Source organism: Brachybacterium sp. AOP43-C2-M15 (genome assembly GCF_052446295.1).
In the GTDB taxonomy this organism is placed as follows: domain Bacteria; phylum Actinomycetota; class Actinomycetes; order Actinomycetales; family Dermabacteraceae; genus Brachybacterium.
On the sequence record NZ_JBQSWB010000003.1, the window covers coordinates 23,971 to 48,636 of the forward strand.

18 protein-coding genes are annotated in these 24,666 nt (G+C 73.6%); 15 read left to right on the forward strand and 3 right to left on the reverse strand.

From position 1 onward, the window contains the following. Positions 1-300: 300 nt before the first annotated feature. Positions 301-1,332: a LacI family DNA-binding transcriptional regulator gene (locus ACT3SP_RS03975; protein WP_444585946.1), complete on the forward strand. Its 1,032-nt coding sequence runs from the start codon at positions 301-303 to the stop codon at positions 1,330-1,332. After that, positions 1,329-4,901 carry a cellobiose phosphorylase gene (locus ACT3SP_RS03980; RefSeq protein ID WP_444585947.1) on the forward strand — a complete coding sequence of 1,191 codons (3,573 nt, stop codon included), beginning with the start codon at positions 1,329-1,331 and terminating at the stop codon, positions 4,899-4,901. Before ACT3SP_RS03975 ends, ACT3SP_RS03980 begins: the two co-directional genes overlap by 4 nt. A gap of 192 nt (positions 4,902-5,093) precedes the next feature. Here the strand turns inward: ACT3SP_RS03980 and ACT3SP_RS03985 are convergent, their stop codons facing one another. Beyond that, complete coding sequence (locus tag ACT3SP_RS03985) at positions 5,094-6,380, reverse strand: sialidase family protein (protein WP_444585948.1); 1,287 nt, start codon at positions 6,378-6,380, stop codon at positions 5,094-5,096. Positions 6,381-6,481: 101 nt separating this feature from the next. Next, positions 6,482-8,053, reverse strand: coding sequence for an arabinosylfuranosidase ArfA (gene arfA, locus ACT3SP_RS03990; RefSeq protein ID WP_444585949.1), 1,572 nt, complete (start codon positions 8,051-8,053; stop codon positions 6,482-6,484). A gap of 264 nt (positions 8,054-8,317) precedes the next feature. Here arfA and ACT3SP_RS03995 point away from each other — a divergent pair, with 264 nt between their 5' ends. From ACT3SP_RS03995 to ACT3SP_RS04025, 7 genes are all read left to right on the forward strand, one after another. Continuing rightward, entirely contained in the window at positions 8,318-9,658 is a 1,341-nt protein-coding gene (locus ACT3SP_RS03995; protein WP_444585950.1) for an ABC transporter substrate-binding protein, read from the forward strand. Beyond that, positions 9,655-10,617 carry a carbohydrate ABC transporter permease gene (locus ACT3SP_RS04000; RefSeq protein ID WP_444585951.1) on the forward strand — a complete coding sequence of 321 codons (963 nt, stop codon included), beginning with the start codon at positions 9,655-9,657 and terminating at the stop codon, positions 10,615-10,617. The genes ACT3SP_RS03995 and ACT3SP_RS04000 overlap by 4 nt, the downstream gene beginning before the upstream one ends. Before the next feature lie 12 nt (positions 10,618-10,629). Beyond that, positions 10,630-11,553, forward strand: coding sequence for a carbohydrate ABC transporter permease (locus tag ACT3SP_RS04005; RefSeq protein ID WP_444585952.1), 924 nt, complete (start codon positions 10,630-10,632; stop codon positions 11,551-11,553). Positions 11,554-11,557: 4 nt separating this feature from the next. Beyond that, positions 11,558-12,427 (forward strand): hypothetical protein, encoded by an 870-nt coding sequence (locus ACT3SP_RS04010; protein WP_444585953.1) that lies wholly within the window; start codon positions 11,558-11,560, stop codon positions 12,425-12,427. Continuing rightward, positions 12,424-13,515, forward strand: coding sequence for a LacI family DNA-binding transcriptional regulator (locus ACT3SP_RS04015; protein WP_444585954.1), 1,092 nt, complete (start codon positions 12,424-12,426; stop codon positions 13,513-13,515). The genes ACT3SP_RS04010 and ACT3SP_RS04015 overlap by 4 nt, the downstream gene beginning before the upstream one ends. A gap of 375 nt (positions 13,516-13,890) precedes the next feature. Beyond that, on the forward strand, positions 13,891-14,883 hold the full coding sequence (locus tag ACT3SP_RS04020; protein ID WP_444585955.1) for a Gfo/Idh/MocA family protein: 993 nt from the start codon (positions 13,891-13,893) through the stop codon (positions 14,881-14,883). Further along, complete coding sequence (locus tag ACT3SP_RS04025; RefSeq protein ID WP_444585956.1) at positions 14,877-15,920, forward strand: Gfo/Idh/MocA family protein; 1,044 nt, start codon at positions 14,877-14,879, stop codon at positions 15,918-15,920. The genes ACT3SP_RS04020 and ACT3SP_RS04025 overlap by 7 nt, the downstream gene beginning before the upstream one ends. 270 nt (positions 15,921-16,190) lie before the next feature. On the opposite strand, the gene ACT3SP_RS04030 is transcribed toward ACT3SP_RS04025, so the two are convergent. After that, positions 16,191-16,661 carry an Lrp/AsnC family transcriptional regulator gene (locus tag ACT3SP_RS04030; RefSeq protein ID WP_444585957.1) on the reverse strand — a complete coding sequence of 157 codons (471 nt, stop codon included), beginning with the start codon at positions 16,659-16,661 and terminating at the stop codon, positions 16,191-16,193. A gap of 153 nt (positions 16,662-16,814) precedes the next feature. Between ACT3SP_RS04030 and ACT3SP_RS04035 the strand changes: the two genes are divergently transcribed. From ACT3SP_RS04035 to ACT3SP_RS04060, 6 genes are all read left to right on the forward strand, one after another. Beyond that, positions 16,815-17,975: a thiamine pyrophosphate-dependent enzyme gene (locus ACT3SP_RS04035; protein ID WP_444585958.1), complete on the forward strand. Its 1,161-nt coding sequence runs from the start codon at positions 16,815-16,817 to the stop codon at positions 17,973-17,975. Between the two features lie 68 nt (positions 17,976-18,043). Next, positions 18,044-19,027, forward strand: coding sequence for an alpha-ketoacid dehydrogenase subunit beta (locus tag ACT3SP_RS04040; protein ID WP_444586188.1), 984 nt, complete (start codon positions 18,044-18,046; stop codon positions 19,025-19,027). Further along, on the forward strand, positions 19,027-20,475 hold the full coding sequence (locus tag ACT3SP_RS04045; RefSeq protein WP_444585959.1) for a dihydrolipoamide acetyltransferase family protein: 1,449 nt from the start codon (positions 19,027-19,029) through the stop codon (positions 20,473-20,475). The genes ACT3SP_RS04040 and ACT3SP_RS04045 overlap by 1 nt, the downstream gene beginning before the upstream one ends. A 3-nt stretch (positions 20,476-20,478) precedes the next feature. Beyond that, a complete protein-coding gene (locus tag ACT3SP_RS04050) occupies positions 20,479-22,089 on the forward strand; it encodes a carboxyl transferase domain-containing protein (protein WP_444585960.1) in 1,611 nt (536 codons plus the stop codon). Between the two features lie 7 nt (positions 22,090-22,096). Then, positions 22,097-24,112, forward strand: coding sequence for an acetyl/propionyl/methylcrotonyl-CoA carboxylase subunit alpha (locus ACT3SP_RS04055; protein WP_444585961.1), 2,016 nt, complete (start codon positions 22,097-22,099; stop codon positions 24,110-24,112). After that, entirely contained in the window at positions 24,109-24,627 is a 519-nt protein-coding gene (locus ACT3SP_RS04060) for a MaoC family dehydratase (protein WP_444585962.1), read from the forward strand. The genes ACT3SP_RS04055 and ACT3SP_RS04060 overlap by 4 nt, the downstream gene beginning before the upstream one ends. Positions 24,628-24,666 lie beyond the last annotated feature (39 nt).

Below are 24,666 nucleotides of genomic sequence, written 5' to 3' on the forward strand. Positions count from 1 at the left end.
CCGTGCTCGGGGACCGGTGTCCGCCCGCGTCCCGTGCCCGGCGATCTCGCGCTCCGCAGGCGGGGCCTCGTGCGGTCTGCGACCGTCGGCCTCGCGCACTCCGCGGCCGTCGGCCCTGCCGTTCCGCGACCTCCGACCTTGCGCGCTCCGCGACGGTGCCGTAAGTTCTGACGATCGGAGTGTAAGCGGTTTCATCCAGGGGGCGCCGACGGGGCCGCCCGCGGACGATGCCGGGGACCCTCGCCCGGAACGGCGCCAGGACCTCAGGGAACGGCACCGAGACCTCAGGAAGAGCAGGCCATGACCCAGGACAGCAAGCGTGCGGCCACCATCTACGCCGTCGCCCGGAAGGCCGGGGTCTCGACCGCCACGGTATCGCGCACGCTCGCCGGCAGCGAGAAGGTCGCCCCCCGCACGCGGCAGCTCGTGCTCGACGCGGTGCGCGACCTGAACTACCTGCCCGACGGAGCGGCCCGGGCGCTCGCCGGTCGGCGCACCAACGCCCTCGGCCTGGTCCTTCCGGACATCGACGGCCCCTACTACTCCGCACTGCTGGTGGCCTTCGAGATGGCCGCGAGCGAGCTCGGGCTCTCCGTGGTGATCTCCCTGGCCGGTCAGGGCGGCGACCCCGAGCGCGCCGTGCGCGTCCTCGCCGGGAACGTCGACGGCATCGCCTTCATGGCCCGCAGCACCGCCGAGGACCGGCTGATCGCCGACATCGCCCGGCGCAAGCCCGTGCTGACCGCCGCTCGCGCCCGCATCCCCGGCCAGGACGCCCTGTACGCCGAGAACCAGCAGGCCGCCGCACGCCTCACCGGCCACCTGGTGGAGGCGGGCCGCCGCCGTCTCGCCTTCCTCGGCCGCCCGGAGCTGAACTCCGACATCGGCGCCCGCCATCGGGGCGTCGAGAACGCGCTCGAGGCGGCCGGGCTGGCGCCGGCACCGGTGTACGAGGTCGACTCCGTCGAGGCGCAGGGCGTGCTCATGGCCCGCCGCATCGTCGACGAGGGGCTCGACCTGGATGCCGTGATCTGCGGCAACGACGAGCTCGCCCTCGCCCTGATGCACGAGCTGCAGGACCTCGGCGTCGACGTCCCCGGGCGGATCGCCGTCACCGGCTGGGACGACGTCCTCGCCGCCCGCTACGTGCGCCCGGGACTGACCACGGTCGCCCAGCCCGTCGGCGAGCTCGGAGCGCTGGCCGCACGCCGCCTGGTCGCCCTCATCGACGGCGGGGAGCCCCTCGAGGAGCCGGTCGTGCTGCCCTCGAGGATCGTGCACCGCGGCAGCTGCGGCTGCGGGAGGGACGGCGAGGGGAGCGAGCTGTCGTGACCGGATCCGCCCCCGTGCCGGGCACTGCGCCGGCCCCTGCGGCGGGCACCGTGCCGGCCGCTTCGACGTCCACCGTGTCCGCGCCGCTGCCCGTCACCGCGGTGACCACGAGCTCCGGCGACGCCCGCCGCCTCGACGCGGGCCCGCTGAGCCTGCTGCAGTATCCCGCGACCGAGGCCGGCTCCGGTCCCGCCGGCGTGCACCTGCGCCGGCGCGGTCCCGACGGGGACCTCTCCCGCCCGCTCACCGGCCCCACCTGTGCGGGGACCCGGCTCGCGGACGGCACCATCCGCACCGACCACGACGGCATCGAGGCCCGCGCACGGCTCCAAGTCACGGCCGACGGCGAGGGGTGGGCCTGGACGATCGAGCTGCACCACCGCGGTGACGCGCCGGTCGAGATGGACCTCCTGCACACCCTCGACGTCGCCCTCACCCCGATGGACGCGATCCGTCGCAACGAGCAGTACGTCGCCCAGTACCTCGACCTCACCCCCGTGGAGCTCCCGGCCCACGGCGGGCGCGAGGCCTCCCTCGCCCTCGCCGTGCGCCAGAACATGCCCGGACCCACCGTGCCCTGGGCCGTCGTCGGCGCGAGCGTCCCGGTCGCCGCCTGGGGCACCGACGCCCTCCAGCTGCTGGACCGCGACGCCGGGGAGGGCCTGGATCCCGCCCGCGACCTGCCCTCCGAGCGGCTCCAGCACGAGCACACCCTCGCCGCCCTGCGCACCGCCCCGATCGCTCTCGCCCCCGGGCAGGACTGGCGCGGCAGCTTCTGGGGCTTCGCGCTCGCCGACCACCCCGCGGCCACCTCGCCTGCGGACTCCACCCTGATCCGGGAGGTCCAGGAGCGGATCGAGGCGGGGCTCGAGGCCGGGCTCGAGGGATCCGGATACGGCGCGGAGGCCGACGGTCTCGACGGTCCCGACGGTCTCGATGCTCCCGATGCTCCCGATGCTCCCGAGCGTCCCGTCGGCCCCGCGGGCACGGAGGCCGGGACGCCGCTGGCGACCTCCCTGCTCGCCGCGGCCCGGCCGCTGTCCGTGCGGCCACCGAGCGCCGACGAGGTCGAGCGGTGCGCGGGCTCCCCGCTGCGCCTGGTCGAACGGGAGGCCAGGGACGGGCGCCTGCTCTCCGCCTTCGGGGACCGCGGTCACCTCGTGACCGCCGCCAAGGAGCACCGGGTGCTGCGCCCGCACGGCCACATCCAGCAGGCCCATGCGCGGGCCGCGGCGGACGTCGACGTCGTCGCCTCCACGGTGTGGATGCGCGGCGTGTTCTGCTCCCAGCTCACCCTCGGCCACGCCTCCGCCGACCCCCTGACCACCGTGCGCCGCTCCTACCTGGGCCTCGAACGCACCGGTGGGGTGCACCTGCTGCTGCGCACGGCCGACGGCGCGTGGTCGCGGCTGTCCACCCCCTCGCTGTGGCGCGCGGTGGACGCCGAGTCCGAATGGCTCTACCTCACCGACGCCGGTGCCGTGCGGGTGCGCTCCCACGTGGTGCTCGGCGCCGGGGCGGAGCTGGGCATCGAGCTCGAGGGATCGCCCGCGGGGACCGCCACCACCGATCTGCTGTTGGTCGTCGGCAGCGAGTCCGAGGAGCTCGCGCTGCACGTCACCGCCGACGGCTGCCCGGTGGAGGTCGGCGACGACGCCGCGCTCTTCTCCGACGGGACCCCGCACGGCACGGGTCTGCGCACCGCCCGGCTGTGCCTCACGCAGGCGGGACGGGTGCGGCTGCTCCACCAGGATGCCGTCCAGGGCGCGCAGGAAGCGGCGCGGGGCGCTGCCGCCCGGACGCCGCCGGCCCCTGAGGCCGCCCTGGCGTCGTCGGCCCCCTCGGCCGCCCAGCCGTCGCCGGTCCCCGCGGCCTACACCCCCCGCCTGCCGGCGCTTCGCGGGGGCGGCGACGAGGTCCGCGCCGTGGGCGAGCTGCTCGGCCGCCTCGCGCAGAACGCCTCGGTCCACTTCCGCTCCCCGCGCGGCCTCGAGCAGTACACCGGTGGGGCCTGGGGCACGCGGGACGTGTGCCAGGGTCCCGTCGGCCTGCTGCTCGCGACCGACGAGCCGGCCGTCCTGCGCGGGACCCTGCTCGCCGTGCTCGGCGCCCAGCAGGAGGACGGCACCTGGCCGCAGTGGTTCGACTACCTGCCCGGACACGCGGGACCCGGCCTGCGCGACTCCCACGGGGACGTCGTCTACTGGCCGCTGCTGGCGCTGGGCGAGTACCTCGCCGTCACCGGCGACCACGACCTGCTCGACGCCGTGGCGCCGTGGGTGGGACAGGACGCGATGGGGGAGCCGACGAGCGTGCTCGATCATCTCGAGCGCGCCCTGGACCACATCGCCGCCCAGCGCACCGAGGACCCGCGCCTGCCCGCCTACGGCCACGGCGACTGGAACGACTCCCTGCAGCCGGCCCGCCCCGAGCTCGCCGAGCACATGTGCTCCACCTGGACCACCGAGCTCGAGATCAAGGCCCTCATCGTGCTCGCCGACGGCCTCGAGGCCGACGGGCGTGCGGCGGACGGGCGCGTGGAGGCCCGGCAGGAGAGGGACGGGCGCGCAGTGGGCCCTCAGGAGGCGGACGGGAGCGCGGAGCGCGGGCACCGGGCGCAGCGGAGGGGTCGCGGTGCCGCCCTCGCGACGCGCTGCCGGGACCTCGCGGCCGGTGCCGAGGAGGCGCTGCGCGACCACCTGCTCGTCGACGGCGAGCTCACCGGCTACGCGATCCTCGAGCAGGGACGGGTCGAGCATCTGATCCACCCCACCGACACCACCACGGGGGTGCGCCACGGCTCGCTGCAGATGATCCACGCCCTGGCCGACGAGCTGCTCGAGCCCGCCGAGGCCCGCCACCACCTCGAGCTGCTGCGCGAGCACCTGGCCGGGCCCACCGGCCTGTACCTCTTCGACCGGCCCATCGGCTACCACGGCGGGGAGATGCGGGTCTTCCAGCGCGCCGAGGCCGCGACCTTCTGGGGGCGCGAGGTGGGGCTCATGTACATGCACGCCCACCTGCGCTGGATCGAGGCGCTCACCCACCTCGGCGAGGGGGAGCTCGCCTGGACCGAGCTGCTCAAGGCCGTCCCCATCGGGCTCACCGAGCGGGTGCGCGGCGCGCGGGCCCGGCAGGCGGACTGCTACTACTCGAGCTCCGACGCCGTCTTCCCCGACCGCTTCGTCGCCGCCGAGAACGCGAGTGCGCTGTACGAGGGGTCCACGGGCTTCGAGGGCGGCTGGCGCGTCTACTCCTCCGGCCCCGGCCTGCTGCTGCGCATCATCGTCGAGGACGTCCTCGGGGTGAGGAGGCGCGGCGAGAGGCTCGAGATCGACCCCGTGCTCCCGGCCGCCCTCGACGGCCTCGAGGCGGAGGTCCCCTACGACGGCGGGCTGCTCACCGTGCGCTTCCGCCGCGGGGAGAGCGGCTGCGGGGTGCGCGAGGTGCGGGCCGACGGCGCCGTGCTCGAGGGCGCGCCGCTCACCGCGCGCTATCGCGAGGCGGGGCTCGCCCTGCCCGTCGCCGCCGTGCGGCCCGGCGCGGTGCTCGAGGTGGAGGTGGGCTGAGGCCCACCCTCCCCGACGTCGCGTTCCCGGGCCCGCCCTCCCTGACGTCGCGCCCGGGCCCGCCCTCCCCGACGTCGCGCCCGGCTGCACGCCTGCTGCCCCGGCGACGTCGCCTCAGCTGTCGGTATGGCGGTGCGATACCGACAGCTGAGGCGACCTGGACGGTGAGAGCTGGCTCGGGGCGCCGGACGCTCAGCCCAGCGAGCCGTACCAGGGCCGGCAGACCCCCTCGTCCGTCGGCGCCGAGGTGATCTCGAGCAGGTGCCCGGAGGCGGTGCGCACGAAGGTCGGCGAGTAGTTGGGGCAGTAGTTGTCGAAGGGGTCCTCGACCGGCACCGGGGCGGGCTCGGTCACCCAGTGGACGCGGCCGCTGAGGCGGGTGTTCGCACTGCGCAGCACCACCTGTCCGTTGTGCTCCGAGACCTCGCCGTCCTCGCCGTAGTGCATCTGCGCCCCCAGCAGCACGGAGCCGTCGGCATCGATGGTGAGGGTGGGGGTGTGCCGCGGCTCGGTGCCGTCGTCCGCCCGGATCAGCGGGTCGCGGGAGGTGACGGGTCCCCAGCGGCGCGGGTCGTCGGAGGTGCGCACGAAGGAGCGACAGAGGTCGTTCGGTCCGCAGATCTCGTAGGTCATCGCCCAGCGCCCGTCCCGCAGCCGTCGCACGTTCGGCATCCCGGGCCGGGCGGTGGGATCCTCGAGCTCGATGATCGGCTCGGGATCCGTCCAGGTCAGGGCGTCGGTCGAGGTCTGCTGCACGATCTTCTGCGAGTGGTTCTCCCCGTCGGTCTCGTCGCAGAACCAGAGCACCAGGGTGCCGTCGTCGGCGACCGCGAACTCGGGCTCCCACAGTCCGCCCTCGTTGGCGGCGTGCGCGGTGATCGCGATCTGCTCCCAGCTGCGGCCCACGTCGGTGCTGGCCCAGATCCGGATCGACATCCGGCGGTCCTCGGTGTCCGCGCCCACGGAGGCGCTCCACAGCAGGGTGCCCTCGGGGAGGTCGCCCACGGCGCGGGGCAGCTCGTAGAGCGTCGCGCAGCACAGCCCTTCGCCGCCCTCGGTCGCCTCGTCGAGAACGGTGCTGATCCGGGTGAACGTCGCCCCGTCGTCGACGGACTCCCAGATCGCGCCGAAGCCGGAGGGACCGTCGAAGGAGACCACGGAGGCGAGCAGGCGGTCGTCCGCCGCCCCGTTGTGGGCCAGGCGGATGACGCGCGGGTACAGCCCGGTGCCGTCCATCAGCAGCTGCGGGGGCCGGTCCTGCTGCCGCCCGGTGCCGCCGCGGCCGCCCGCGCCCGAGGATCCCGAGGGCCCCGAGCCGGCCGTGCCGGGGCTGCCCGCGCCGGCACCTCCGGGACCGGCGCCGTTCCGGGAGGTGCCGGCACCGCCGGGACCGGCGCCGACTGCGGGGCCCGCCACCGCGGCGGCGGCCGAGGTGGTCAGAGCGGCGGTGAGGGCGGTGGTGAGGGTGCGTCGTCGCATGGGTGGTGCCATCACTTTCTCGAAGGGGGAGCGGGCGATCCCCGGGACGTCGGCCCGCAGTGCGGGGAAGAGGGTCGGGCTGCCGGGTCGGCGGCTCCGGGTCAGGTGCTCCGACGCAGCCGGAGCATCGCCCAGCTGATCGGGGGCAGCGCCGCGGTGAGGGTGCTGCCGCAGAGGGCGTCCACGGTGACGGAGACGCCCTCGAGGGGGCGGGGGAGTACGCGGTCCGGGTCCTCGGCGGTGTTCACGGCGTACGGGTCCGCCTCGTGCAGGACCACCGCCTCGAGCAGCACGAACCCTGCCTCCTCCCCGTCGGCGCGCCGCGCGCCCGCGACCTCGAAGGCGGCGAGGGGAACCTCGAGCACGAGCTCCTCGGCGGCGGAGCGGTTCACCGCGAAGACCGTCAGCTCCCCGCGCTCCGGGTCCCACGTGCTCACGGCATCCAGCGCCGAGCTCGTGCCGAAGCGCCGGTTCTCGTAGGTCGGGCTCTCGATCGCGCAGCGCAGCACCTGCCCGCGCGCATGGCGCGAGGTCAGGGCGAAGGGATGGAAGATCGTCTGCCGCCAGGCGGGCCCGCCGGGCGTGGTGCGGATCGGCGCCAGCACGTTGACCAGCTGCGCCTGCGAGGCGGAGGCCACCCGGTCCGTGTGCCGCAGCAGCGAGATCAGCAGCGAGCCCACCACCACCGCGTCCTGCGCGGTGTAGGTGGACTCCGCGAAGCGCGGGGCGATCGGCCAGTCGTCCCCGTGAGGGGGCGCGCCGGGGTCGCCGTGGCCGTTGCCGCTCACGTTCCACTCGTCCACGCTGATCATCAGGCGCTTCTCGGAGCGGCGCAGGGTGCGCACGTGGTCGGCGGTCGCGGCCACCGCCTCGACGTAGGCGTCAAGGTCCTCGGCCACGGCGAGGTAAGAGGCCTGATCGCCGTCCTCCTCGCGGTAGTAGATGTGTGCCGAGATCATGTCGACGTCGTCGTAGCCGGCTTCGAGCACCGCCTGCTCCCAGGCGCCGAAAGTGGGCATGGAGGGGAAGGAGGAGCCGCACACCACCAGCTCGAGGTCCTCGTCCTCCAGGCGCATCGCCCGGGCGGTCTCGGCCGCGATCCGGCCGTACACCTCGGCGGGCCGGTGCCCGATCTGCCAGGGGCCGTCCATCTCGTTGCCCAGGCACCACATGCGGATCCCGTAGGGCTCCGGATGGCCGTGGGCGGCGCGCCGGTCCGAGAGCTCGGTGCCGACGGGGGCGTTGGCGTACTCGAGCACGTCGAGCGCCTCCTGCATCCCGCGGGTGCCGAGGTTGACGGCGTACATGGGCTCCACGCCCGCCTTCGAGGCCCAGGTCATGAACTCGTCGAGGCCGAAGGTGTTCGGCTCCGTCGAGTGCCAGGCCAGGTCGTGGCGTCGGGGTCGGTCCTCGACCGGTCCCACGCCGTCCTCCCAGCGGTGCCCGGAGACGAAGTTCCCGCCCGGATAGCGCACGGAGGTCACTCCCAGCTCGCGCACCAGCGCGAGCACGTCGGTGCGCAGCCCGTCGGCGTCGGCCGACGGATGATCGGGTTCGACGATGCCGGTGTAGACGCAGCGCGCCATGTGCTCGACGAAGCTGCCGAAGGTCCGCCGGCGCACCGGGCCCACGCGGTGCGCCGGGTGCAGGGCGATCGTTCCTCGCAGGGTCATCGGTGACTCCTTCGCCCGCGGGGACGGAGGGGCGGCGGGGTCCGGAGCGGGCGGGGCGACGCCGCTCCGACGCCGGGAGGTGCTTCCGCGGGCCGGTGCTTGCCGACTCTAGTTCAACGATGTACCTTGTGCCAGACCTCACACCGATCCGGGGCAGAGAACGGGTGGGGGAGGGGTCGGAGGGCCGACGGCGGCACTCCGGCGCAGCACCCCGACGGGCACCGGCCCGCGGGAGATCTCGACGACGAGACAGATCGGACGACGATGAGACGACGACGTTTCCTCACCGGCGCCGCGGCCGGTGCCGCCGCGATCACGGGGGCCGCCACCGGCTGCGGCAACCTCCAGTCCGGTGACCCCAACACCCTGACCTTCATGTTCCGCGGCTCCACCGAGGAGCGGGATGTGTTCTCCCGGGCCGTGCAGCTCTTCCAGGACCGCGAGGGCGTGCAGGTCGACATCATCTCGACCAACGCCGACCAGTACGCGACCAAGCTGCAGACCGCCATCCTCGGCGGGCGCACCCCGGACGTGTTCTACTTCGACGCCACGATGGCCACCGCCTACATGACCAACGGCGTGCTCGCCGACATCACCCCCTACGTCGAGTCGACCGACCTGCCGGTGGAGGACATCTGGGACGCGGGCGTGGACCTCTACCGCTTCGACGGCGACCAGCGCGGCACGGGTCCGATCTACGGCATGCCCAAGGACCTCGGCCCCTTCTCCTTCGGGTACAACAAGACCCTCTTCGAGGAGATGGGCGTCGAACCGCCCGATCCCGACGTCCCTCTGGACTGGGACGAGTTCCTGGACCGCTGCGCGCAGCTGACCGGCGACCGATCCGGCAACGGGCAGGTCGACACCTGGGGCACCTCGGTGAACATCGGCGCCGAGATCCACGCCTACCTGTGGTCCAACGGGGCGGACTGGCTGGACGAGGACCTCCGCACCGTCACCGTGGACACCCCCGAGTTCATCGAGGCGCTCCAGTACGTGGTCGACCTGCGCGAGGTCCACGAGGTCACTCCCAGCATCAACGACACCGAAGGGCTCGACGGCTACCAGCGCTGGCTGCGCGGCCAGATCGGCTTCTTCCCCATCGCCCCCTGGGACCTCACCCTCTACCGCACCCTCGACTTCGAGTTCGACCTGTGCCCCTATCCCGCGGGTGCGACCGGCACCCCGGCCACCTTCGTCGGCTCCCTCGGCATCGGCGTCGCCGCCAACAGCGCGACGCCGGACAAGGCGGCGGAGCTGGCGATGTTCCTCGCCTGCGACCCGGAGGCCCAGGAGATCATCGTCGGCGAGGGCCAGACGATCCCCAACACCCGCACCCACGCCGCGGAGTGGGTGAAGGACACCTCCGTGGAGCCGCAGAACAAGCAGGAGTACATCGACATCGTCGAGGACTACGGGCGGTTCGTGCAGGACATGCTCACCTACACCCCGGAATGGCTCAACGCCTTCCACACCAACCTCCAGCCCGTGCTCGAGGGCCGCCGCGACGTGGGCGAGTACCTCGCCGAGACCCAGCCCGTCATGCAGAGCTTCCTCGACGCCGGCCACGAGCAGTTCCGCATCGACCAGGAGGCGAACTCATGAGCAGCGTCCCGGCCGCGCAGGCCCCCACGGCCGTGCGCGGCGTCCCGGCGGGGGAGGCGGCCCGTCCCCGCCCCGGTCGCGGCCCCCTGCACCGTCAGGAGCGGATCTGGGGCCGGATCTTCATCGCCCCGCCCGTGATCGGCTTCGCACTGTTCGCGCTGGCGCCGCTGGTCTTCTCCTTCTACGCCTCCTTCACCCACTGGAACGGCCTCTCCGCGCCGCTGTTCTCGGGCACGGCGAACTTCCGCACCATGGCCGGGGACCCCCAGTTCTGGCAGTCGCTGGGGAACACCGTGTTCCTCATGCTGGGGATCCCGATCGGTCTCGCGATCTCGCTGGCCCTGGCGCTCGCGCTGAACCGTCGGATCCCCGCGCGCGGCGCCTTCCGCGTCATCTACTACCTGCCCGGGGTGTCCTCCGTGGCCGCCATCGCGATCCTGTGGCAGTGGGCCCTGAACGGGGACTTCGGCCTGGTCAACCAGCTGCTGTCGATGGTCGGGATCGAGGGGCCGAACTGGCTGGCGGAGAAGACCTGGGTCAAGCCGGCCCTGATCATCATGGGCGTGTGGAAGGGCATCGGCTTCTCCACCCTGCTGTACCTGGCGGCGCTGCAGTCGGTGCCGAGGAACCTGCTCGAGGCGGCGATGCTCGACGGGGCCGGTGCCTGGCGCCGCTTCCTGCACGTCACCGTCCCGATGCTCTCCCCGGTGACGTTCTTCCTGGTGGTCACCGGGATCATCGGCGGAGCGCAGATGTTCGCGGAGATCAACATCATGACTCCGACGGGCGGCCCCGAGTTCGGCTCCGCCACCATCGTCTGGTACATCTGGCAGCAGGGTTTCCAGAACCTCAAGCTGGGCTACGCCACGGCCATGAGCCTCGTGCTGGGGCTGATGATCTTCGCGGTCACCGCGGTCCAGTTCTACCTGAACTCACGCAACGTCTTCACGGTGGAATGAGGAGGCCCGATCATGGCTACCACCAGTGCCGTCCCCACCGCCCCGCTGCAGACCTCCGGGGTGGAGCCCGACGCCGTCCGGCGCCGGCGCCGCCGGAGCGAGCGCCGCTTCCAGTCCAAGGCCGACGTGATCGTCTTCGTCGCCCTGTGCCTGGGGGCGTTCACCATGCTGCTGCCGCTGGCGTGGATGCTCTCCACCTCGCTGAAGACGCAGGAGAACGTGTTCATCCTGCCGCCGCAGTGGATCCCCGACCCGATCGTGTGGGAGAACTACCTGCGCATCTGGGAGGCCGGGCCGATCCTCACCGGCATCCGCAACTCCGCGATCGTCTCCCTGACGGTGATCACCGTGGGCACCGTGACCTCCTGCTACGCCGCCTACGGCTTCTCGAAGATGAAGATCCCGGGCAAGAACGCGATCTTCCTGGGGCTGCTGGCCGGGATCATGATCCCGTTCCCGGCGCTCATGATCCCCACCTTCATGCTGTTCTCCCGCATCGGCTGGGTGGACACCCTGCTGCCGCTCATCGTGCCCGGCCTGTTCGGGAACCTGATGATGGTGTTCTTCCTGCGCCAGTACCTCATGAGCGTGCCCGACTCGCTCATCGAGGCGGCGGTGATCGACGGGGCGAGCCATCCGCAGATCTTCTGGCGGATCGTGCTGCCGCTGATCCGCCCGGCGATCGCCGCGCAGGTGATCCTGTGGTTCATGGGCACCTGGAACGACTACCTGGGCCCGATCATCTACCTGAACTCGGAGAACGTGCACACCCTCCAGCTGGTGATCGCGAACTTCAACGCCACCTACGCCGTCCAGACCGACTACCCGCTGATCATGGCCGCCTCGCTGGTGGCCCTGGTGCCGGTGCTCGCGGTGTTCCTCATCTTCCAGCGGCAGATCATCGAGTCGATCGCGCTGACCGGGAACAAGGCCTGAGCCGATGACCGCCCTCGCCCGTTCCGCGCCCGAGTCCGTGCGCGAGCCGGTGCCCGTGCCTGTGCCTGTGCGCGAGCCCGTGCCCGTGCCCGTGCGCGAGCCTGTGCCCGAGCCTGTGCGTGAGCCGGAGCCCGCCTCGACCCTCGACGGGGTGATGGCGGCTCTGGCCTGGCTGCCGCGGCTGGTGGGCCTTCACCTGGGCTGGGTGGTGCTGGTGCTGCTGGGCGGGGTGCTGGCCGGTCTCGCGCCGGCCACGGCGACGATGCTCGCCGTGCTGCGCGGGGAGGACCTGCGCGGCGACCAGCTGCGCGGCGAACAGCGGCGCGGGGAGGAGCTGGGCGGCTCGGGCACGCTCGACGGGGGTGCGACGAGCGGCGGTGCCTCGGCGGCCGACGGGGGGATCCGTGCCCGGGCCGCCGTGATCCTCCGCCGGTACCGCCACGAGCTGGTGGCCGCCAACGCAGCGGCCGGTCCGTTCGTGCTCCTCGCCGCCGCGGCGGGACTGAACGTGGCGCTCGGCGTGGCCGGGGCGCTGCCGGCCTGGTTCTTCCCCGGCGGGTTCGCGGCCTCGCTCCTGCTGGCGGTGCTCTCCGCGCTCGCGCTCTTCCATGCCCTGGCCCTGCACTGCCTGCGCCCGGGAGCGTCGGCGCCGGTGCTCTGGCGCGGCGCGCTCGCCGGGCCCGTCCTGCTGCCGATCGCCACCGGGTCCTGGGCGATCACGCTCACGGCGACCGTGATCGTCTCTCTCCTCGTCCAGCCCGTCGGACTGCTGCTCGCAGGAGGCATCCTGGTGTCCGTGACCTCTCTCGTGCTCGTGCGCAGCTGGCAGGCCCGCCTCGACGCCGCCCTCGCCCCGACCCCCACGTCGTCGTGACCGACGTCGGCCCGGATCCGCGGCGCCGCAACGTCACCATGCGCGACATCGCCGAGCAGCTCGGGGTGTCCATCAAGACGGTCTCCAACGTGGTCAACGAGCGCCCCAACGTCGGCCCCCGCACCCGCGAGCGCGTGCAGCAGACGATCCGGGAGCTCAACTACCGCCCGCAGGTGGGCGCGCAGCAGATGCGCACGGGCACCAGCGGACTGATCACCCTCGCGATCCCCTCGCTCGCCGGGACGTACTTCTCCGAGCTCGCGCAGGCCTTCGCCGACGAGGCCCAGCGGCGTCGCCGCAGCATCATGCTGCACAGCACCGCGGCGGGGCGCGAGGAGGAGCACAGCGTGCTGGCCGGCTTCACCCGCGTGCTCGGCGACGGGGTGGTGTTCAATCCGCTGCAGATCGGGGAGGACGTGCTCGCGCAGCTGGGCCGCACCATCCAGCCCACCGTGTTCATCGGCGAGCACGTCGAGGAGCATGCGCTGCCGGCGGGCTCCGACTACGTGCGCACGGACAACCGGCGCGCGGCCCAGGAGGCCACCGTCCACCTGCTGGGTCTGGGTCGTTCCCGCATCGCCTACCTGGGGATGCTCGGCACCGCCGAGGCGCGCCAGGCGCACTCGACGAGCCGCCTGCGCCGGGACGGGGTGCGCCGAGCGCTCGCGGAGGCCGGAGCCCCTGCCCCCGTCGTCCAGGACGTCTCCACCTGGAGCCCGGAGGGCGGTCTGAGCGCGGTGCGCACGCTGATGGAGGAGCATCCCGAGGTCGACGGGATCGTCTGCGGCAACGACGACCTCGCCCGGGGTGTGCTGCTGGGCCTGCGCATGCTCGGGATCGACGTGCCCGGACGGGTCGCCGTGATCGGCTACGACGACATCCACGAGTCCTCGCTGACCACACCGCCGTTGGCCACTGTCGACCCCGACCGGCGGGCCCTCGCCGCCACCGTCCTCGACCTGCTGATCGAGCGGATCGGCGGATACGACGGACCGCCGCGAGTCATCGAGGCGCCGTTCCGCCTGGTGGTTCGCGGGAGCGCCCGTCAACCCCGGTCACGGCAGGAGGCCGGCGGTCCACGACGGTAGGCGACGCGAGGTCGACGCACCGGGGCTCCGCGCCCGCGTGATGAGCTCGTCGCTCCCGCTCCAGGGCTGGACGGGGCGGAGATCGGCGAAGAGGCGCTGGCTGTTCTCGTCACCGTCTCCCAGGGACACCCGTCCCTGATCCAGCTCGCCGACGACTGTGCGCGGCGGCGCGACCGAAGCGCTGCACAGATCTCCACCGAGGGAGGATGCCCGGTCCTCGCTCGAGCATGCGGTCAGGGCGGTGCAGCGACGTGTCAGCAGTCGTGCGCCCGATGAGCGGTCGCGTCCGTCGGACGCTTGACTCCGCGGGCCTCGCGGGAAAGGATTCTGCAAGCGGCTTTCCGAACCCGGCCCTCCCGCTCCGAAAGGTTGACCATGACATCGACGTCACCCCCGGCCGCGCTGCGCGTCGGCATCGTCGGCACCGGCGGGATCTCCCGCGCCCACCTGCCCGGATGGACCGAGCTCGGCGCCGAGCTGCACTGCTTCAGCGAGGCCGGCGCCGAGGAGTTCTCCGCCGCGACCGGCGCGAGGGTCCACGCGAGCCTCGAGGAGCTGCTGGCGGCGGTCGACGTCGTCGACGTCTGCACCCCCACCCCCTCCCACCCCGGGATCGTGCGCGCGGCGCTCGACGCCGACCGGGACGTGGTGTGCGAGAAGCCCCTCGCGCTGAGCCCCGAGGAGGCGCGCGACCTCGTCGCCCACGCCGAGCGCGTCGGCCGCCGACTGTTCCCCGCGCACGTGGTGCGCTACTTCCCCCAGTACGCCGCGGCGAAGCGGGCGATCGACACCGACGCCATCGGCACCCTCGCCGTACTGCGCTTCGAGCGCACCGGCTCCCTGCCGGACCGCTCCTGGTACGCCGACGACGAGCTGTCCGGCGGCATCGTCATGGACCAGATGATCCATGACATCGACCAGGCGCTGTGGATGGCCGGCCCCGTGGAGCAGGTCTACGCCCAGCAGTCCGTCGCCGGCGCCGACTCCGACGTGCGCACCGCCCATGTCGTCCTCACCCACCGCTCGGGCGCCCTCAGCCACTGCCGCGGCTTCTGGGGTCCCACAGGCACCCGCTTCCGCTACGCCTTCGACCTCGCCGGGGACGCAGGGCGCCTGCAGTACGACAGCGAGGGCGACCCCGGCATCGTCTTCGACACGGTCGCCGCCGCCCGGCAGAGCAGCGGCGACGGCTTCCTCCCGGACGTCTCGACCCTGCGCGACCCCTACGCCGCCGAGCTCGTCGACTTCATCGCCGCGCTCCGCGGCGGCGCCCCCGCCCGTGTGGAGCCGGCCGACGGCGCGCTCGCCGTGGAGGTCTCCGCCGCCGCCCTCGAGTCCCTGCGCACCGGACGGAGCATCCCATGCTGACCGCACGACCCACCGACCCCGGCCCCACCGACCCCGGCCCTGCTGCCCCCGACCCTGCTGCCCCGCTGCGGGTCGCGCTGATGAGCTGCGCGCACACCCACGCCGCCTCCTACGCCGGACAGCTCGAGGGCAGGGCCGACGTCGATCTCGTCGTCGCGGACCCCGACGCCTACGGCGACGTGCGCGGCACCCGGGTGCTCCCCTCCTACGAGGCGGCCTGGAGCGCCTGGCCCGAGGGGCCCGACGCCATCGTGGTGACCAGCGCCAACGCCCACCATCGGGACCTGGTGCTCGAGGCCGCGCGCCGCGGCGTGCACGTGCTGTGCGAGAAGCCGCTGGCCACCACCGTCGAGGACGCGACGGCGATGGTCGAGGCCTGCCGCGAGGCCGGCGTGGTGCTCATGACCGCCTTCCCCGTGCACTTCTCGCCCGAGGTCGAGGCGCTGCGCACCGCCGTCGCCGACGGCACGCTCGGCGAGGTGATCGGCCTGACCGGCACCAACAACGGCAAGCTGCCCGAGGGACGGGACTGGTTCACCGACGTCGAACTCGCCGGCGGCGGCTCCCTGGTGGACCACACCGTGCACATCGCCGAGATCCTCGACGCGATGTTCGGCGCGCCCGCGACCGTCCACGCCGTCACCAACCGGCTCCTCTACGCCGACCGCGCGGGGGAGGGAGCCGAGACCGGCGGCCTGGTCACCCTCACCTACGGCTCCGGCATGGTCGCGACCATCGACTGCTCCTGGTCCCAGCCGGCCGACGCCCCCACCTGGGGAGGGCTGCGCCTGCAGGCCGTCGGCACCGGCGGCCAGCTCCAGATCGACGCCTTCGCCCAGCACGTCGGCGGACCGGGCCGGTTCCTCCCCTACGGCACGAACACCGACGCCCTGCTGCTGGACGCCTTCCTCGGCGCCGTGCGGACGGGCGAGGCCGTCGAGCCCACCGGCGAGGTGGGGCTGCGGACCGTCGAGGTGGTCGCCGCTGCGCAGGAGTCGGTGCGCACCGGTCAGCCGGTCGCGCTCCCCGCGGACTGACAGGGCGGGCAGGCCCGGCCCGGCCTCGCCCGTTCTGGCCGCCCCTGGCCCGTTCTGGCCCGTCCTCTCCCGTTCTGGCCGCCCCAGGCCCGTCCTGGCCGCTCCCGCCGCTGCTGCCTGCGCTGGTCCCGGGGCCACGTCGCGTGAGCTGTCGGTATCGCGAGTCTTTTCCGACGCGTCAGGCGACGTGCCCCGGCGCTCCGGTCCTCCCCTGCGGGACCGCAGCTCGGTGCCCGGGCACGCCGGGGTGCCCGACGCGCCGGATCGCGGTCAGCGGGCCAGGTCCCGCTCGAGCACCGGGGCGAGCCGGAAGGGGATGAGCTCGCCCATCGCGAGCGAGGTCTCCGCACGGATCACCCCGTCGCAGCCCAGCACCAGCGAGTTGACCCGGTAGAGGTCCTCGGCGTCCCGGCACACGCAGCGCACCAGGATGTCGTTCAGTCCGCTGAGTCCGTGCACCTGCACCACCTCGGGGATCTCCCGCAGCTGTGCGACGACGTGCTCGAGGCGCGGCTGGTCCACCTGGGTGACCATGAACGCGGTCAGCGGGTACCCCAGGGACGCCGCGTGCAGGCGGCGGTCGTAGCCCTGCAGCGCCTGCCCGGCCTCGAGCGCGGACAGCCGCGCCTGGACGGTGTTGCGGGAGAGTCCCAGTCGCTCGGCGAGCGAGACGATCGTCGAGCGGGGGTTCTCGGTCATGGCCAGCAGGATCCGACGGTCGGTGTCATCCACGGTGTGCATACTGCGTGATCCTACGGGTGCGCACCCTCGAATGCTGAGCATTATGCTCAAATTGCACGGATTCGATTGTTCGTGATGCTCTGCGCGCGTAGCGTGGAGAGGGACGAAGACGTCTCCCGCGCCCACCCGGCGCCACGGATCATGGAGGTCCGAATGTCGACGACGATGTCAGCGCCCGACCACGACCTGGCCGGGGCCCTGGATCAGACCCTGCGAGTCCTCGCCGAGGACGGCACCCGAGAACCCGACCCCCAGCTCGACCCGCTCCTGGCGGACGTCGACGAGCAGCTGCTGAGGAACCTGCACCGCGACATGACGGTGATCCGCGCCCTCGACGACGAGGCCGTGGCCCTGCAGCGGCAGGGTGAACTGGGCCTGTGGCCGCCCCTGCGCGGTCAGGAGGCCGCCCAGATCGGGCTCGCCCGCACCCTGCCCGAGACCGACTTCTTCTTCACCTCCTACCGGGAGAACGGCCTGGCCTGGTGCCGGGGGGCGACGCCCGCGGAGCTGCTGGCCGTCTGGCGCGGCACCGCGCAGTCGGGCTGGGACCCCTTCGCCCGGCACATGGCCACGCCGCAGGTCATGATCGGCGCGCAGGCCCACCACGCCGTGGGCTACGCGATGGCCACCCGCGCCCGGGGCGAGGAGGACATCGCCGTCGCCTGTTTCGGGGACGGCGCGCTCAGCCAGGGCGACCTCAACGAGGCGATGGTCTTCGCCGCGTCCTTCCGCGCCCCCGTGCTGTTCTACTGCCAGAACAACCACTACGCGATCTCCGAGCCGGTCTCCGTGCAGACCACCGTCCCGATCTCGCACCGCCCCGTCGGCTTCGGGATCCCCTCGCTGCGGGTCGACGGCAACGACGTGCTCGCGGTGCGCGCGGCCACCCGGCTGGCCGCGCAGCGGATCCGTTCCGGGCAGGGCCCGATGTTCCTCGAGGCCGTCACCTATCGCCTGGGACCGCACACCACCAGCGACGATCCCACCCGCTACCGGGACGAACAGGAGCTGAGGACCTGGCAGCAGCGCTGCCCGATCCTCCGCCTCGAGCGCCACCTCGAACGGCTCGGCGCCCCGATCCAGGAGATCCGCGAGGAGGCCAGGCAGGACGGTCAGGAGGCGGCCGACGCGCTGCGCGCCGCCATCCCGGAGCTGCGCGCCCCGGCCCCGGAGAGCCTGTTCGACGACGTGCTGACCACCGTGCACCCGGGACTGCTGCGGCAGCGGGAGGAGATGCTCGCCCTCGAGGCCTCGCTCGCCCCCGAGCCGGGGTCGGCACCGACGGGCGGTACGGGACCGGGGGAGGAGTCATGAGCGCCGCCCCGACGACCCCGGCCACTTCGACCAGCCCGGCCACCCCGGCAAACCGGGCCACCTCGACCATGACCATGGCCGCAGCCCTGAACACGGCGCTGCACGACGCGCTGGCCGAGGACGGCGACGTGCTGCTCATCGGCGAGGACATCGGCGCCCTCGGCGGCGTCTTCCGCATCACCGACGGACTGCAGGAGACCTTCGGCCCCGAGCGCGTGATCGACGCCCCGCTCGCGGAGTCCGGCATCATCGGCACCTCCGTGGGAATGGCCTACCGCGGCCTGCGCCCCGTCTGCGAGATCCAGTTCGACGGCTTCGTCTACCCGGCCTTCGATCAGATCGTCGCGCAGGTCTCCCGTCTGCACTACCGCACCGGCGGGCGGGTGCGGATGCCGCTGACGATCCGAGTCCCCTACGGCGGTGGCATCGGCGCCGTCGAGCACCACTCCGAGTCCCCGGAGGCGTACTTCGCGCACACCCCGGGCCTGCGGGTGGTCACCGTCGCCGACCCGCAGGACGCCCACTCGACGCTGCGTGCGGCGATCGCCTGCGACGACCCGGTGATCGTGCTCGAGCCCAAGCGACGCTACTGGGCCAAGGGCCAGGTTGACACCGGGCACCGCACGGACCTGGGCTCCGCTCGCGTGCTCCGGCCCGGGCGGGACGCGACCCTGGTCGCCTACGGTCCGCTCGTGGTCACCGCGCTCGAGGCGGCCGTCGCCGCGGAGGACGACGGCATCGATCTCGAGGTGATCCACCTGCGCTCCCTCGCGCCCCTGGACCGGGACACGGTCGCCGCGAGCGTGCGCCGCACCGGCCGGCTGGTGGTCACCCAGGAGGCACCGGGCGCCGTGTCGCTCTCCTCCGAGGTGATCACCGCCGTCGTCGAGGACTGCTTCGAGCACCTCGAGGCCGCCCCCGAGCGTGTGACCGGCTACGACACCCCTTATCCGCCCTCCGCCGTGGAGGACCACTACCTGCCCGGCATCGACCGGATCCTCGATGCCGTGGACCGTACGTTGGGTCGGCGCAGCTCGAGGGAGGCGGCGTGATGAACCACTTCCTGCTCCCCGACCTGGGAGAGGGCCTCACCGAGGCCACGATCGTGAGCTGGCACGTCGCCGTGGGGGACGAGGTCGCGCTGAACCAGGCGCTCGCCGAGGTCGAGACCGCCAAGGCGCTGGTCGAGCTGCCGAGTCCTCGTGCGGGCCGGATCGGTACGCTGCACGCGGCGGAGGGGGAGACCCTCGCCGTGGGGGCACCGCTGATCGGCTTCGCGGACACCCCGGCCGCCTCCCCCGACGACGCAGGTTCCGACGCCGCACCCGACGGCGCAGGTCCCGACGGCGCGGGTTCCGACGCCGCTCCCGACGACGCCGCTCCCGACGACGCCGCTCCCGACGGCGCAGGTCCCGGCGACGCTGGTTCCGACAGCGCTGGTTCCGACGCCGCGGCACCCGCCGGCGCGGCCTCCGGCGACGCGGCACCCGCCGGCGCGGCTCCTCACGGCGCACCGGCGCCCGACGGCACCCCGGCCGGCCGCCCGCGGCGCCAGCAGGTCCTGGTCGGCTACGGCCCCGTCCTGCCCGGCACCGACAGACCCCGCCGTCGGCCGCGCTCCTTCCCGACCACCCCCTACGTCGGCCGCACCGAGGAGGAGGCGCGCCACGAGCGACCCGCGGCGATGCCGCCCGTGCGCCGCCGCGCCCGTGACCTCGGCGTCGACCTCGCGGCCGTGCACGGCTCCGGACCGGGCGGGAGGATCCTGCGGGCCGACGTGGAGGCCAGCGCCGGGAGGGATCCGCACGGGACGCGCTCCTCGACGCTCGTGCCGCTGACCGGCCTGCGCCGCGAGACCGCCCGCGCGATGACCGACTCCGCCTTCACCGCCCCGCACGCCTCCGTGCACGTGACCATCGACGTCACCGACACCCTGGAGCTGCTGGACCGCGGCGGGCGCGACGGACGGCGCTCCTCGTTCCTCGCCGCCGTCTGCCGGGCGATCCTCCCGGCCGCGGCCCGCACCCCCGCCGCCAACGCCCGCTTCGACGCCGAGGCGGGTCGGATCGAGCAGTTCGCCGAGGTCGTCCTCGGCATCGCGGTCGCCACCGACCGCGGCCTGGTGGTCGCCGCCCTCGACGGGAGCGGGGACGCCGACGGGGCGGGCCTCACCGAGCGCATCGCCCGGGCGGCCTCCCGGGCGCGGGCCGGTGCCCTCACCCCCGCGGAGCTCACCGGCTCCACCCTCACCGTCACCAACGTGGGCGTGTTCGGCGTGCACGGCGGCACCCCGATCCTCAACCCCGGCCAGAGCACGATCCTGGCCGTCGGCGCGCTGCGCACCCAGCCCTGGGAGCACCGCGGCGAGGTGGCGCTGCGCACCGTGGTCACCCTGACCCTCTCCTTCGACCACCGGGTGCTCGACGGCGCGGAGGCCTCCGCCTTCCTCATGGACGTCGCCGAGGTGCTCGCCGATCCCGCGACCCTGCTGGTGAGGTGAGCGATGGACATGCTGCGCAGCGCCCTGGACCCGACCGGACAGGACCCCGAGCCGCGCCGCCGCGCCCAGGCGATGGAGGAACTGGTCACCGAGCTGCGCACCCGCCTGGAGGCCGCCGCGGCCGGCGGCCCGCCCGCCTCGAGGGAGCGGCACCGCGCCCGCGGCAAGCTGCTCGCCCGCGAGCGCATCGACCGCCTGCTCGACGAGGGCACGCCCTTCCTCGAGATCGCCCCGCTCGCCGCGGAAGGGCTGTACGACGGGGCCGCGCCGGGTGCCGGGGTGGTCGCCGGGATCGGGCTGATCCACGGCAGGCACTGCCTGATCCTCGCCAACGACGCGACCGTCAAGGGCGGCACCTACTTCCCGGTGACGGTCAAGAAGCACCTGCGCGCCCAGGAGATCGCCGCCCAGAACCGCCTGCCCTGCGTGTACCTGGTCGACTCCGGCGGGGCCTATCTCCCGATGCAGGACGAGGTCTTCCCCGACCGCGACCACTTCGGCCGGATCTTCTACCACCAGGCCCGCATGAGCGCCGAGGGCATCGCACAGATCTCCGCCGTGATGGGCTCCTCCACCGCGGGCGGCGCCTACGTCCCGGCGATGAGCGACCAGACCGTGATCGTCCGCGACCAGGGCACCATCTTCCTGGGCGGGCCCCCGCTGGTGAAGGCCGCCACCGGGGAGGAGGTGAGCGCCGAGGAGCTCGGCGGCGGACGGATGCACACCGAGGTCTCCGGGGTCGCGGACCACCTCGCCGAGGACGACGAGCACGCGCTCGCGATCGTGCGCGACATCGTCGACACGCTGCCGGCCCCCGCCCCGCTGCCGCCCCGCGCCGAGTCCAGGGAGCCCGCCACGGATCCCGCCAGCATGGGCGAGGCGGTCCCCGCCGATCTCTCCACCCCCTACGACGTGCACGAGGTCATCGCCCGCACCGTCGACGCGGGCGAGTTCTCCGAGTTCAAACCGGGCTACGGCACCACCCTGGTCACCGGCTTCGCCCGGATCCACGGCCACCGCGTGGGCATCGTCGCCAACAACGGGGTGCTGTTCAGCGAGTCCGCGCTCAAGGGCGCCCATTTCGTGCAGCTGTGCGACCAGCGCGAGATCCCGCTGGTGTTCCTGCAGAACATCGCCGGGTTCATGGTCGGCGCCGAGTACGAGCGCGGCGGGATCGCCAAGGACGGCGCGAAGATGGTCACCGCCGTCGCCTGCGCCCGCGTGCCCATGCTGACCGTCGTGATCGGGGGCTCCTTCGGTGCGGGCACCTACTCCATGTGCGGACGCGCCTACTCACCGCGGTTCCTGTGGCTGTGGCCGAACGCCCGCGTCTCCGTGATGGGCGGCGCCCAGGCCGCGGCGGTGCTCGCGACCGTCAAGCGCGAGCAGATCGAGGCGGCCGGAGGCACCTGGAGCGAGCAGGAGGAGGCCGCGTTCCGCCGCCCGATCACCGAGCGGTACGAGGCGCAGGGCAGCCCCTACTACTCCACCGCCCGGCTGTGGGACGACGGGATCATCGAGCCCGCGCAGACCCGCACCGTGCTGGGCCTCGCCCTGGACGTCGTCTCCCGTGCCCCGCTGCCCGCGCCCTCCCGCGGCGTGTTCCGGATGTGAGGCGCCGATGATCCGCTCCGTCCTGATCGCCAACCGCGGCGAGATCGCGCTGCGCATCCTGCGCACCCTCCGCGAGCTCGGCCTCGGCGCGATCGCCGTCCACACCGCCGAGGACTCCGGGGCCGCGCACGTCGCCGCCGCCGACCGCGCGGTGCGGATCGGCTCCTATCTCGATGCCGAGGGGATCCTCGCCGCCGCCCGCGCCACCGGGGCCGACGCGCTCCATCCCGGCTACGGCTTCCTCGCCGAGCGCGCCGACGTCGCCCGGGCCTGCGCCCGGGACGGGATCGTGTTCATCGGCCCGTCGGCGCGCGCGATCGAGACCATGGGGGACAAGATCGCCGCCCGTGCCGCCGTCGCCGCCCGCGGTGTGCCCACCGTGCCGGGCCTCGCCGAGCCCGGACTCGAGGACGACGCCCTGTGCGCCGGCGCCGCGGAGATCGGCTTCCCGCTGCTGGTCAAGCCCGCTGCGGGCGGCGGCGGCAAGGGCATGCATGCCGTGGCGAACGCCCAGGAGCTCCCGGCCGCCCTCGCGACCGCCCGGCGCGAGGCCGCGGGCGCCTTCGGCGACGACACCCTGTTCCTCGAGAGACTGATCGCCGCGCCCCGGCACATCGAGGTGCAGATCCTCGCCGACGCCCACGGGGGCGTGATCCACCTGGGGGAGCGGGAGTGCTCCCTGCAGCGCCGCCACCAGAAGGTGATCGAGGAGGCCCCCAGCCCCTCCCTCACCCCGGCCCGGCGCGAGCGCTTCGGCGAGGTCGCGGTGGCCGCGGCCCGCGCGGTGGACTACGTGGGCGCCGGCACCGTCGAGTTCATCGTCGACGCGGACGCGCCCGACGAACCGTTCTTCCTCGAGATGAACACCCGTCTCCAGGTCGAGCACGCCGTCACCGAGGCCGTCACCGGGATCGACCTGGTCGCGGAGCAGATCCTCATCGCCGACGGACGTCCGCTGGCGCTCGCTCAGGAGGACGTCATGCTCACGGGCCACGCGATCGAGGCCCGCGTGTACGCGGAGGACCCCGATGCCGGCTTCCTGCCCACCGGCGGCACCGTGCTGGGGCTCGCCCTGCCGTCCGGTGTGCGCGTGGACCACGCCCTGGTCGAGGGAGGCGCCGTCTCCAGCAGCTTCGACCCGATGCTCGCCAAGGTCATCGCCCACGCTCCCACCCGGGGCGGGGCCCTCGCCGCCATGGACCGGGCGCTCGCGGACACGCACGTCCTCGGTGTGATCACCAACCTGGCGTTCCTCCGCTCGCTGCTCCGCCTCGACGAGGTGGTGGCCGGGCGGCTCGACACCGGTCTCATCGACCGCCGTCAGCACGAGCTGCGCCGTCCGCCGGCCGGGCCCCGGGCGTTCGCCGTCGCGGCGCTCGTGCGCTGGGACCACGTGGCCCGCTCTCGCTGCCGCGACCTGTGGCAGGTGCCCTCGGGCTGGCGGCTCGGGGGGCAGGCACCCTTCGCGGTCCGCTTCGTCGTCCCGGGCGGTCCGCCGACCGAGGTCGCGCTGACCGGGCACGTCACCGATGCTCGGGCACGGATCGGGGACGAGGAGCTCGCGCTGTCCCTGCACGAGGGCGCCGTGACCGTCGACGGGCTGCGCCTCCCGCTGCGGCACCACGTCACCGACGAGGCGGTGTGGATCGGCCTTCCCGGCGAGGACCGCGAGCTGACCCTGCACCGTCCCCTGCACGATGCCGAGAGGGGCGAGAGGGCGCCCACGCTGGAGTCCCCGATGCCGGGCGCGGTCACCGCCGTGCTGGTGGGCGACGGGGAGCAGGTGGCGGGCGGCGCCCCGGTGCTGGTGGTCGAGGCGATGAAGATGGAGCACACCCTCCACGCGCCCGGCCCCGGGATCGTGCGCCTGCACGTGGGTGTCGGGCAGCGCGTGCGCCGCGGCGAGGAGCTCGCGCAGGTGCTGACCGCCGAGGCGGAGCCCGGTCGCGACGACGACACCGACCCCGACGACGACCCCGACCCCGCCGAGGGACATCCCCGCGACCAGGAGGCCCGCCCATGACCGACACGACCGACCCCGCCGCACCTGACCCCGCCGCCCCGGACGCGCCGCGGATCGTGCAGCGCGGCCTGTACGCCGAGGAGCTGCGGATCGGTGCGATCTACGAGCACCGTCCCGGCCGCACCGTCACGGAGGCGGACAACGTCCTGTTCTCCACGATGACCATGAACCCCCAGGCCCTGCACCTCGATGCCGCCTGGAGCGAGAGCACCGAGTTCGGCCGACGCCTGGTCAACTCGATGTTCACCCTGGCCACCGTGGTCGGCGCCTCGGTCGCCCAGCTCAGCCAGGGCACCCTGGTGGCGAACCTCGGCTTCGGCGAGATCAGCTTCCCCCACCCGCTGCACCACGGCGACACCCTGTACAGCGAGACGCAGGTGACCGACGTGCGCCCCTCCCGCTCGCGACCGGGTCAGGCCGTCGTCTCCCTCGTCCACACCGGCAGGAACCAGCACGGCGAGGTCGTGGTCCGCGCCGCGCGCACTGCGCTGATGCACGAGCGGGAGCAGGCATGAGCGCCGCCGCCCCGCCCCCGTCGGCCGCCTCCGATGCCC

Coding starts and splice junctions, on each gene's coding strand:
- ACT3SP_RS04060 (WP_444585962.1), top strand. CDS start 24,109: ATGACCGACACGACCGACCCCGCCGCACCTGACCCCGCCGCCCCGGAC.
- ACT3SP_RS04035 (WP_444585958.1), top strand. CDS start 16,815: ATGTCGACGACGATGTCAGCGCCCGACCACGACCTGGCCGGGGCCCTG.
- ACT3SP_RS03995 (WP_444585950.1), top strand. CDS start 8,318: ATGAGACGACGACGTTTCCTCACCGGCGCCGCGGCCGGTGCCGCCGCG.
- ACT3SP_RS04000 (WP_444585951.1), top strand. CDS start 9,655: ATGAGCAGCGTCCCGGCCGCGCAGGCCCCCACGGCCGTGCGCGGCGTC.
- ACT3SP_RS03975 (WP_444585946.1), top strand. CDS start 301: ATGACCCAGGACAGCAAGCGTGCGGCCACCATCTACGCCGTCGCCCGG.
- ACT3SP_RS04010 (WP_444585953.1), top strand. CDS start 11,558: ATGACCGCCCTCGCCCGTTCCGCGCCCGAGTCCGTGCGCGAGCCGGTG.
- ACT3SP_RS04005 (WP_444585952.1), top strand. CDS start 10,630: ATGGCTACCACCAGTGCCGTCCCCACCGCCCCGCTGCAGACCTCCGGG.
- ACT3SP_RS04045 (WP_444585959.1), top strand. CDS start 19,027: ATGAACCACTTCCTGCTCCCCGACCTGGGAGAGGGCCTCACCGAGGCC.
- ACT3SP_RS04050 (WP_444585960.1), top strand. CDS start 20,479: ATGGACATGCTGCGCAGCGCCCTGGACCCGACCGGACAGGACCCCGAG.
- ACT3SP_RS03985 (WP_444585948.1), bottom strand. CDS start 6,380: ATGCGACGACGCACCCTCACCACCGCCCTCACCGCCGCTCTGACCACC.
- ACT3SP_RS04020 (WP_444585955.1), top strand. CDS start 13,891: ATGACATCGACGTCACCCCCGGCCGCGCTGCGCGTCGGCATCGTCGGC.
- ACT3SP_RS04055 (WP_444585961.1), top strand. CDS start 22,097: ATGATCCGCTCCGTCCTGATCGCCAACCGCGGCGAGATCGCGCTGCGC.
- arfA (WP_444585949.1), bottom strand. CDS start 8,053: ATGACCCTGCGAGGAACGATCGCCCTGCACCCGGCGCACCGCGTGGGC.
- ACT3SP_RS04040 (WP_444586188.1), top strand. CDS start 18,044: ATGACCATGGCCGCAGCCCTGAACACGGCGCTGCACGACGCGCTGGCC.
- ACT3SP_RS04025 (WP_444585956.1), top strand. CDS start 14,877: ATGCTGACCGCACGACCCACCGACCCCGGCCCCACCGACCCCGGCCCT.
- ACT3SP_RS04030 (WP_444585957.1), bottom strand. CDS start 16,661: ATGCACACCGTGGATGACACCGACCGTCGGATCCTGCTGGCCATGACC.